Origin of the sequence: Pseudomonas fortuita (genome assembly GCF_026898135.2) — a bacterium.
Lineage (GTDB): Bacteria > Pseudomonadota > Gammaproteobacteria > Pseudomonadales > Pseudomonadaceae > Aquipseudomonas > Aquipseudomonas fortuita.
Map to the genome: position 1 here is coordinate 2411359 of NZ_CP114035.2, position 10523 is coordinate 2421881.

General features: G+C 60.6%; 9 protein-coding genes. 7 read left to right on the top strand and 2 right to left on the bottom strand.

Annotated features, from left to right (window positions below; translation table 11 throughout):
• Positions 1 to 111: 111 nt before the first annotated feature.
• Positions 112 to 1965 carry an ABC transporter ATP-binding protein gene (locus OZ911_RS11005; RefSeq protein WP_070086350.1) on the bottom strand — a complete coding sequence of 618 codons (1854 nt, stop codon included), beginning with the start codon at positions 1963 to 1965 and terminating at the stop codon, positions 112 to 114.
• 362 nt (positions 1966 to 2327) lie between these two features.
• Between OZ911_RS11005 and dapA the strand changes: the two genes are divergently transcribed.
• The 7 genes from dapA (at position 2328) to OZ911_RS11040 (ending at position 9585) form a co-directional block, all read left to right on the top strand.
• Positions 2328 to 3197, top strand: a complete 870-nt coding sequence (dapA, locus tag OZ911_RS11010; protein ID WP_023049339.1) for a 4-hydroxy-tetrahydrodipicolinate synthase — start codon at positions 2328 to 2330, stop codon at positions 3195 to 3197.
• 212 nt (positions 3198 to 3409) lie between these two features.
• Positions 3410 to 3961, top strand: coding sequence for a YdeI/OmpD-associated family protein (locus OZ911_RS11015; protein WP_016486133.1), 552 nt, complete (start codon positions 3410 to 3412; stop codon positions 3959 to 3961).
• Between the two features lie 82 nt (positions 3962 to 4043).
• Positions 4044 to 4868 (top strand): AraC family transcriptional regulator, encoded by an 825-nt coding sequence (locus OZ911_RS11020; RefSeq protein ID WP_023049340.1) that lies wholly within the window; start codon positions 4044 to 4046, stop codon positions 4866 to 4868.
• Between the two features lie 72 nt (positions 4869 to 4940).
• The gene (locus OZ911_RS11025; RefSeq protein WP_016486135.1) at positions 4941 to 5327 is read left to right on the top strand and encodes a cupin domain-containing protein; all 387 of its coding nucleotides are present in this window, start codon (positions 4941 to 4943) and stop codon (positions 5325 to 5327) included.
• Positions 5328 to 5612: 285 nt separating this feature from the next.
• A complete protein-coding gene (locus tag OZ911_RS11030) occupies positions 5613 to 6137 on the top strand; it encodes a sigma-70 family RNA polymerase sigma factor (protein WP_016486136.1) in 525 nt (174 codons plus the stop codon).
• Positions 6130 to 7089 (top strand): FecR family protein, encoded by a 960-nt coding sequence (locus tag OZ911_RS11035; protein WP_023049341.1) that lies wholly within the window; start codon positions 6130 to 6132, stop codon positions 7087 to 7089. Before OZ911_RS11030 ends, OZ911_RS11035 begins: the two co-directional genes overlap by 8 nt.
• A 72-nt stretch (positions 7090 to 7161) precedes the next feature.
• A complete protein-coding gene (locus tag OZ911_RS11040; RefSeq protein ID WP_016486138.1) occupies positions 7162 to 9585 on the top strand; it encodes a TonB-dependent siderophore receptor in 2424 nt (807 codons plus the stop codon).
• Positions 9586 to 9781: 196 nt separating this feature from the next.
• Here OZ911_RS11040 and OZ911_RS11045 read toward each other — a convergent pair whose 3' ends face one another.
• Positions 9782 to 10507, bottom strand: coding sequence for a Crp/Fnr family transcriptional regulator (locus tag OZ911_RS11045; RefSeq protein ID WP_016486139.1), 726 nt, complete (start codon positions 10505 to 10507; stop codon positions 9782 to 9784).
• Positions 10508 to 10523: the final 16 nt, after the last annotated feature.

The window sequence follows — 10523 nt, forward strand, 5'->3', positions numbered from 1 at the left end:
TGGCGCACGCGCGACCACTGTGGGAGCGGGCATGCCCGCGAACACCGGCGCAGCCGGTGCCATCCTTCGCGTCGCCTGCTCCCACACTGTCCGCGTCAGCTTCAGCTGAGCCTATTCAACCACCTCGGCCACGCCCTGGTCTTCACCCAGGAACCCACCACTCTGGTGCTGCCACAGCCGGGCATAGGTGCCATTCTTCGCCAGCAGTTCGGCGTGTGTACCTTGCTCGATGATGCGCCCTTCATCCATCACGATCAGCCGGTCCATGGCGGCAATTGTCGACAGCCGGTGGGCGATGGCGATGACGGTCTTGCCTTGCATCATTTCGTCCAGGCTTTCCTGAATGGCCACTTCCACTTCCGAGTCCAGCGCACTGGTGGCTTCGTCCAGCAGCAGGATCGGCGCGTTCTTCAGCATTACCCGGGCAATGGCGATGCGCTGGCGCTGGCCGCCGGACAGCTTGATACCGCGCTCGCCCACCAAGGTGTCGTAACCGTTGTGGCCCTGGCGGTCGCTGAGCTGGCTGATAAAACCATCCGCTTGTGCATTGGCTGCAGCGGCGCGGATTTGGGCGTCGGTTGCGTCCGGGCGCCCATAGGCGATGTTATCCCGAATCGAGCGGTGCAACAGCGAGGTGTCCTGGGTGACCATGCCGATGGCGCTGCGCAGGCTGTCTTGCGTGACCTTGGCGACGTTCTGCCCATCGATGCGGATTTCGCCACTGTCCACGTCGTAGAAGCGCAGCAGCAGGTTGATCAAGGTGGACTTGCCGGCGCCAGAGCGGCCGACCAGCCCGACCTTTTCGCCTGGGTGAATGTGCAGGCTCAAGTCGTTGAGCACCTGGCGCTCGCCGTTGTAGTTGAAACTGACCTTGTCAAAGCTCACCGCGCCGCCGCGGGTTACCAGCTCGGTGGCACCTGGCGCATCCTGTACCTTGGGACCGCGGGTGAGGGTGGCCATGCCGTCCTGCACGGTGCCGATGTTCTCGAACAGCGAGGTCATCTGCCACATGATCCAGTGCGACATGCCATTGATACGCAGGGCCATGGCGGTAATGGCCGCGACTGCCCCGGTGCCGACCTGGCCCTGGTGCCACAGCCACAGCGCGTAGCCGCCGGCACCAAAGATCAAACCCACCACCAGTGCCTGGTTGACGATCTCGAACTGGCTGACCAGGCGCATCTGGCGAAAGCCGGTCTGCTTGAAGTCCTCCATGGCCGCGCGGGCAAAGTGCGCTTCGCGTTTGGAGTGCGAGAACAGCTTTACCGTGGTGATGTTGGTGTAGGCGTCGGAAATTCGCCCGGTCATCGACGACCGTGCGTTGGCCTGTTCTTGCCCGACCTTGCCCAGGCGGGGCACGAAATACAGCATGGCCAGCCCGAACAGCACGAGCCAGGCAATGAACGGCAGCATCAGCTTCAAGGCAAAGCCACCGGCCAGGGCGATGATTGCAATGAAGTACACGCCGATGCCGGGCAGGATTTCGATGAGCGTGAACAAGACCTCGCGCACCGCCAGCGCCGTTTGCATCACCTTGGTGGTAACCCGGCCAGAGAACTCGTCGGAGAAGAACGACAGGCTCTGGCGCAGCATCAGGCGATGGAAGTCCCAGCGCAGACGCAACGGCAGATTGATTGCCAGCACCTGGTGCTGCACCAGGGTGCGCAGGGCCACCAGCCCGATGCTGGTCACCAGAACGATGCCAATCCCCCACAGTACGTGGCTTTCCTTTGTGCTTGCCGCGCCACCGGCCTGCCAGGCCGAGAGCAGGTCGACCACTTGGCCGAGAAAGGCAAACAGCCAGGCTTCGTAAATCGACACCCCGGCACTGAGCAGTGCCAGGGCAAGAATGTAGCCGCGGGCGCCCCGGGTGCAGGCCCACATGAAGCGCAGCAGGCCAACCGGCGGCGGCGGTACCTCGTCGGGGGGGAAGGGGTCTAGCCAGCGTTCAAAAATGCGAAGCATGCATGTCTCCGGTAAATCAGCATCTGCCTGACAGGTAACCATACCGCACATCGGCATGTTCGACCTGCGCTACAGCAGGTTGACAGCTTGTCCGCCGCCCGAGCATTATCCAGCCATACCTACGCAACGGGTTTGCCAGCATGTCCATGTCCAACCACGCCATTTCCGCTTCGGGCTTCATTGCTCAGGCAGGTGCGTGCGTTGCCGTTGCCAAGAAATCCAAGAAACAGCCGCTCATCTGACCGAGGCGCGCTGTCTCGTCAGGTGGGCTGACGAGACAGAAGGCGCCAGGTATCCCTGCCAGACCACTTCGACTCTTCACCCGCTGACGCTGACTTTCGGTCAACATCAGGAGTTTATGCATGTCGAATTTTCGTGGTATCTGGATCGCCCTTGTCACACCCCTGCGCGCCAATGAAGTTGACTTCGCCGCCCTTGAAAAGCTGGTGAAGAAGCTGCTCGAAGAAGGCGTGGCCGGTTTTGTGGTGTGCGGTACCACGGGGGAGGCGGCGGCACTGTCCAAGGCCGAGCAACTGGCTGTGCTGGACGCCGTGCTGGCCTGGGTGGCGCCAGACAAGGTGGTCATGGGCCTGTCGGGTTACAACTTGCGTGAATTGCTGGCCTTCCAGGCCGAGATCCAGCGGCGCAACATTGCTGGGCTTCTGGTACCGGCGCCTTGCTACATCCGCCCTTCGCAGGCCGGTATCGAAGCCTTCTTCAACACGGTAGCCGATGCCGCCCGCGTGCCGCTTATCGTGTACGACATCCCTTACCGCACCGGCGTGCGCATCGAGCGCGAAACCTTGCGCCGGATTGTGCGCCATCCGCGCATCGCGGCAGTCAAGGACTGCAGCGGCGACAGCGAAACCACGATGGCCTTGATCCAGGACGGCCATGCCCAGGTGCTGGCCGGTGAAGACCTGCAGATATTCAACAACCTGTGCCTGGGCGGTGCAGGGGCCATTTCGGCCTCGGCCCATGTGCATACGCACCTTTACGTGCGCATGCTGCGGCAGGTCGATAGCAGTGACTGGGCGGCTGCGCGTGGCACGTTCTACCAGCTGCTGCCCTGGATCAGGATGGCCTTTGCCGAGCCCAACCCGGCTGTGGTCAAGGCGGCATTGCAGTTACAGGGCTTGATGACCGACGAGCTGCGCGAACCGATGCAGCCTTGCACTCAACCAACCAGAGACAAATTGCTGGCGGTGCTGGCGCTACCCGGAGGCCTGTAGGAGTAGCCTTTTTGCTGCGAGGAGGCCTTGAAGCCGAACAAGGCCTTCAGGCCCGGCGCGCCACGCGTGCCGACGGCGAGGTAAAAGCCCCGGCGCGCGTCGTGGACTCCCCCGCTGCGTTCAACAGTAGGGTGGGTGCGGTGCTGGCGGCCCTGCCGGGTTAAAGTGTCTTTACTGCGACTGAAGCTGGCATCGTGACTGGAGGCGTTGCAATGACAAAGACCGTTGTGAAAGCCCGCTTCGAAGCAACGCTTCTTCGTCCGGTAAACCCTGGGGATGATTCGTCATGGGCATTCGTGGTACTGCCAAAAGAGGCGAGTGCACAGCTTCCCAGGCGCGGAAGGACGACAGTTGAAGGCACATTGAATGGATACCCTTTCCAGGCAACCCTTGAACCGGATGGTCAACTGAGCCATTGGCTGCAGATCAGCTCTACGTTACTCGACGCTGCAAATGCTGCCATTGGCGACATCGTTACACTGGAGGTGAGGCCTGTGCCGAAGGAGCCCGAACCTGGCATCCCTCCCGATTTTCAGGAGGCACTGGCAGCCACGCCTGAGGCTCGTCTGGTCTGGACCAATACGACGACCCTCGCACGAGTAGACTGGATACACTGGATCACGTCAGCCAAGCAGGCCCAGACGCGCGCAAAACGAATCGCCAATGCATGCGATATGCTTGCCTCCGGCAAGAAGCACGTTTGCTGTTTCGACCCGTCTGGTTACTACAGCAAGGCCTTCCGTGCGCCTGAGGCGCAAGATTGAGAAACGCCGCCGCGGGTGGGAATCCTGAAGCACAAGGGGTCAACCACCCATCCCAGATGCCTCACTAGCAGCAAGCATACTCATGGACCGAAAAGCAAACCCGTCATCCACCCCTGACTGGGTCATACGCAGCACTACGCCTGGCAGCGTGGAGCGCATCGAAGCCTGGTTTGGTGGCCATGGCTACGACCCGCATCGTCATGACACATACTCGATAGGCCGTACCCTTGCCGGTGTTCAGAGCTTTCACTACAAGGGGGCGCTGTGCCACGGCGTGCCAGGCAATACCCTTGTGCTGCACCCGGATGAAGTACATGACGGCATGGCTGGCACGGAGGTGGGCTTTCGATACCGTATGGCCTACATCGACCCGTCGTTGATCCAGAACGTGCTCGGGGGCGAACCGTTGCCTTTCATCGCCGGCGGGCTCTCCTGCGACCCGCGTTTGTACCGCGCCAGCGAGGCGTTCGTACAAGCCTTGGACCATCCTCTGGAAACACTGGAGGAGCAGGACGCCGTGTATGACCTGGCCATGGCGCTGCGTGCCGTCGGTGGTAAGCCACGTGGCCGCAAACGCCTGGACTACCGCAGCGCCGAGCGCGCCAGAGCGTTCATCATGGAGCATCTGCACGTAGGCATCACGCTGGAGATGCTCGAACAGGCCAGCGGGCGTGAGCAATGGAGCTTGTCGCGGGACTTTCGCGCCCTCTACGGCACCAGCCCTTACCGGTTTGTCACGCTACGGCGCCTGGACTGTTTTCGCAGGCTGATCCTGGACGGCTTCACCCTGGTCGATGCCGCCCTCGCCGCAGGCTTTCACGATCAGAGCCACATGACCCGGCACTTCACTCGCACCTACGGCGTACCGCCATTGCGTTGGTTGGAACGCTTGCGTGCTGTTCGCTGAGTTGCAGGATCGTACAAGAAAGCCGTGTTTCCCATTCGATAGGCTGGTCGCTCCAACTAGAGAGGATCGGCCATGTCCGGCATACATCAGCAATGCGTACCGCAGCCTGTGAACCTGACTCAAAAAGCTTCGCTTATCGAGCAACAGTGGAGTCCACGGGTGGTCGCGGAAATGAACGACTACCAATTCAAGGTGGTTCGCATCGAAGGTGAATTCATTTGGCACTCGCACCCCGAGACCGATGAAGCGTTTCTGGTACTCGAAGGCCTCTTGCGCATCGATCTCCCAGAGGGCTGCGTGCATGTGAAGCCGGGCGAGCTGTATGTGGTGCCGCGTGGGGTAGAGCACAGAACAGCGGCAGAGACGGAGACGAAACTCATGATGATCGAGCCGCGAGGTGTGTTGAATACCGGTCATGAAGGCGGGGAGCGAACGGCTGTGAATGACGTCTGGATCTAAGTTGACGTCTCTGATATTGGCTGGCTTCTTCAAGACTTGGAACAGACAACTATCCGAGGTGGAGGGGCCGTTTCGCGAGTCACTGGCGACAAGTTCAGCTTCCGTCAGTGTTGCGTAGCCCTGGAGGTTTTGGTGCAATTCTTGTCGGAGCCGGCTTTCAGGCGATGAGGCCGGTATTTGACCAGATGAGGTCGACAATCGTCATCCGCCAGCGGTTGACAAGGATATGGCGAGGCTCCTGCATAAGTGATAACTTAGATTAATTCTCATTTGCAGCCAATTGTCATGGACCGACCTCGATCACCTTCTTCCGATCCCATTGGCGAGCTGTATGCGGGGCACCACCCCTGGTTGGTGGCGTGGCTGCGGCGGCGCCTGCAATGTCCGCATCAGGCTTCGGACTTCGCCCAGGACACGTTCTACCGTGTACTCACCGCCGGGCAGTATGCTTCCCCTCGTGAGCCTCGTGCATTTCTTGCGACCATTGCGCGCCGTATCCTGATCGACAACGGCCGCCGCTTGCGCCTGGAGCAGGCATACAGGGAGGCGCTTGAGGCCAGTGTCGAGCATATGGAGCAGGCGTTCTCGCCCGAGCAAATCCTGCAGGCCATAGAGCTGCTGGAACGTATCGACCGAGCGCTGTCACGCATGAAGCACAGAGTTCGTGAAACCTTTATCCTCCGTCACCTTGAAGGCTTGTCCCAGGATGACATCGCACGCCATCACGACATTTCGGTGAGGACTGTACAGGCCGATTTAGTCGAGGCCATGCTGGCTTGCGACGCTGCCATGGAGGTGAGCGATGCCTGACCAGACTGCCGATTCGGTCCTGCGCGAGGCTGCGCGCTGGCTGGTGCTACTCGACGACGAGGCCGACGTTCAGTTACAGGCGCAATTCCAGGCATGGATCAGCGCGGCCCCTGAACATGCGGCAGCGGTCGCGCGCTTGCAAGGGCGTCTGAGTTCGTTGCAGCAACTACCCCGCCAGGCTGCCGGAAAAGCCCTCCGCCACGCACCACGCGCGCCCCAGGCCAGCAAGATGCAGGCCCTGGCCTTGGCGCTGGCCCTGCTTCCCATGGCCTGGATCACCACGACTTGCTGGCAACAGGGATATCTGCTGGCAGACCTGAGCACCTCAGGGGGCGCTTGGCTTGATCGCCGACTAGACGATGACAGCGAAATCCATCTGGACGGGGACTCGGCCGTGAACGTGCATTTTGATGCAGGTGAACGTCGGGTCGAGCTGCTGCGTGGCGAAGTGTTGGTCGATGTGGCCAAGGAGCCTCGCCCATTCCTGGTAGTGACTGCACATGGCAGTGTGCGGGCGCTTGGCACGCGCTTCACGGTGGCGCGGCAAGGCGACTCGACGCAAGTGACCATGATCGAGTCGACCACCGCCATCAGCAGTGCCGGCCACTCACTGAAGCTGACGGCCAACCAGCGCGTACGTCTTGGCGCACAAGGCCCAGGCAACGTCGAACAGGTACGGGCAGATGCCCTTGAACAGGCTTGGCACAAGCACCAGTTGCTGGCCGAAGATGAGCCACTGAGCGATGTGCTGACGCGCTTGTCGCGCCACTACCCAGGCCTGCTGTGGGCCGATCATGCTGCCCTCGCAGGGCTACAGGTGACGGTGATGCTGCCGCTGGATGATCCGCGCCAGGCATTGCGGCTGCTGCAACGCACCTTGCCGATCCAGGTCAGCCAGTACACCCCTTGGATAACCCGGGTAACCCTGAAGCCCGAGGTGGGGCGGAAATAGTTTCAATAATCATTTCGTGTTTTCGAATTTCGTCCGTCCTCCCATGGCCAACACCATAGGAGTATCGAAAACATGAAGTCGCCGATTCGAGCGCTTACCCGTTCTACCGCGCACGGCCTCTACCTGGCCGTGCGCCTGGCACTTTGTACGGCACCACTGGCAGTGCCTGCCAGCGCATTGGCCGAGCAATCCCTGCAGCGCTATGACATCGCTGCCGGGCCGTTGGGCGAAGCCCTGGGTCGGTTCGCCCAGGCCAGCGCAACGCCCATCTCTTTTGAGTCCCGTCAGGTGCAAGGATTGACCAGCCCCGGTGTGCACGGGAGCTTCACCATCGATGGCGGTTTTGCACAGGTACTGTCCGGGTCTGGACTGGTAGCGAGCCCAACCGAAGATGGCTATCAACTCCAGCAGGCCGTACCGGTCACAGGCGCAGTCAACCTTGCAGCGACCACCATTGCCGGCAATACACCCGGCTCGATTACCGAGGATAGCGGCTCCTACACCACAGGATCGACCAATACGGCGACCAAGATGGCCCTGAGCCTGCGGGAAACCCCGCAATCGGTGACGGTGATCACCCGCAAGAAGATGGACGACCAGAACATCCAGAACCTGGACGATATCGCGCGCACGGCAACCGGTATCACCCTGACCAAGATTGGCACTGACCGCTCCACCTATTACGCGCGTGGCTTCGAGATCAGCGATCTGCAATACGACGGGATTCCGACCAACATCTCGGAAAACTACTCGATGGACGTCATGTCCACGTCGAACATGGCTCTCTACGACCGTGTCGAAGTTGTACGCGGGGCCAACGGCCTGATGCAGGGCACGGGCAACCCGTCGGCGGCGATCAACCTCGTGCGCAAGCGGCCGACCCAGGACTTTCGCCTGGGCGCGGAATTGGGTGCAGGCTCCTGGGACAACTACCGGAGTCAGGTGGATGTTTCCGGGCCATTGACCGCCACGGGTAATATTCGCGGCCGCGCAGTGGCCTACTACAACAACGCCAACAGCTACCGGGACGGCGCCGAGCGGGACAACCAGTTGCTGTATCTGGTCGGCGAGGCGGATCTGAACGACTCCACCGTGCTGACGCTAGGTGCCACCCTTCAGAAGGACAACCAGAACGGCTATGACTGGGGCGGCCTGAATACCCGCAGTGACGGCTCCTTCTACCCGCTCTCGCGCTCCACCAACCTCAACGGCAAGTGGGCGCACCTGGATCGCAACAACTACACCCTGTTCGGCGATGTCACGCACAAGTTTGACAACGAATGGACGTTGACCTTGGCCATGAACGCGATCTGGTCGAACGCCGATTTCCTTTCGGCCTATCCGAGCCGGGTATCGGGCGACAACTATCGCATGACCGTCTCCCAGGCTGACTACGACGACACCCAGTTCGCGCTGGACCTCTATGCAACCGGGCCCTTTGAGCTGTTCGGGCGCAAGCACCAATTGATGTTGGGGGCCAACAGTCGCCAGGACGAGTTCACTGCCGTCATCAAGAGCGCGGTCAACAACCCCACGATCACCATCACCGACTTCGACTACAGCGCTCTGCCCAGCCCCATCCTCAATGCGCTCGGCTCGGACTACAACTACAAGCGCAAGGAGCGAGGCCTGTACGGTGCCTCGCGCTTCAGCCTCACGGATGACCTGAGCCTGATCCTCGGCACGCGGGTGAGTTGGTCGGACTACGAGGTGGCCAGCCCGTACACCAATGATCGATACCGGGAGAATGGCCGGTTGGTGCCGTATGCCGGGCTGGTACTGGACCTGGATAAGCACCACAGCTGGTATGCCAGCTACACCGAGATCTACAAGACTCAGAGTTACTACGGTGTCGGTAACACCTTGCTTGACCCTATCGAGGGCGACAACTACGAAACCGGCATCAAGGGTGAGTATTTCGATGGCCGCCTGAACACCACGCTGGCCATTTTCCAGACCAACCTAGAGAACATGCCCGAAGCCCTGTCGGTGTCGCCAACCTGTGGCGTGACGGGTACCAGCAAATGTTATGAAGCCGGCGCGAAAGTGCGTAACCGCGGCTTTGAACTGGAGATTTCAGGCGAACCACTGGAGAACTGGAACCTTAGCGCTGGATACACCTACAGCGATCCAGAATATGTGGCTGGCAGTAACAAGGGCTCGGACTACTATCGCAAGATCCCGCGCCGCCTGCTAAAGGTGTCGACGGACTACCGCTTGCCCGGTGCCCTCGACCAGTGGCGCGTGGGTGGCGACGTGTATGCCCAGAGCCGCACCGCCGCCGATGTCAACGGGTATGCCATCAAACAAGGTGGCTACGCATTGCTCAACGTGCACGCCCATTATCAAATCAATCAACAGTTCAGCGTGCAGTACAACCTCAACAACGCCTTGGGCAAGGTCTATTACCAGTCCTTGCCAACTTCAAACAACTTCGGTGGCCTGTACTATGGTGATCCGCGCAATGTCGCAGTCACGCTACGCTACCAATATTGATGCCGTGGGTATTGGATGATCCGCATGCGCTACATGCGTGAAGCCTGTCGGATCATCATGCGGGCTCCCGAAGCAGTTGCCAACCCGTTCCGCAGGGTCATTTGAGAGATGACACGAGCTGAGTGGCCTGGCAGGTCGATAGTTAGCCATTGGTTCTCATCGGTTTGACTGACCCCCCAAGGCCCCCCCCAAGGCTTCAACCTTGGGTGCCCGGCAGGTAGGGCAGCAGTCGCTCGGTTTCTTTCTTCACCACCGCGTAGCATTCGCAGCTCAGCAGTTCCAGGCGTGCCCGGTCCAGTACCCTGATCTGCCCGCGGTTGTACTCGATCACCCCCAGGCGCTGCAACTTGCCGGCGGCATCGGTCACACCTTCGCGGCGCACGCCCAGCATGTTGGCGATCAGTTCCTGGGTCATGCACAGGCGGTCACCTGGCAGGCGGTCGAGCGACAACAATAGCCAGCGGCACAATTGCTGGTCGATGGAGTGATGTCGATTACACACCGCTGTTTGTGCCATCTGGGTGATCAGTGCCTGGGTGTAACGCAGCATCAAGGTCATCAATTCGCCATGGCGGTTGAACTCGTCCTTGATCTTTTGCACGGGCAGACGGTAGGCATGCCCGGCGCTTTGCACGATGGCCCGGCTGGGCGTGCTTTCGCCGCCCATGAACACGGCGATGCCAACCACCCCTTCATTACCAACCACGGAAATTTCGGCTGAGGCGCCGTTTTCCATCACGTACAGCAGCGAAACGATGGCATCGACCGGGAAGTGGACATGGCGCAGGCTATCGCCGGACTCGTACAGTGCCTTGCCCAGGGGCAGGTTGACGTGCTCCAGGTCCGGCGCCAAACGGCTGAACGCCTCTGGCGACAGGGCAGCCAGCAAGTGGTTGTGTTGGGGTTTTACCGTGTGTTGCATGCGTGGGACCATCGAT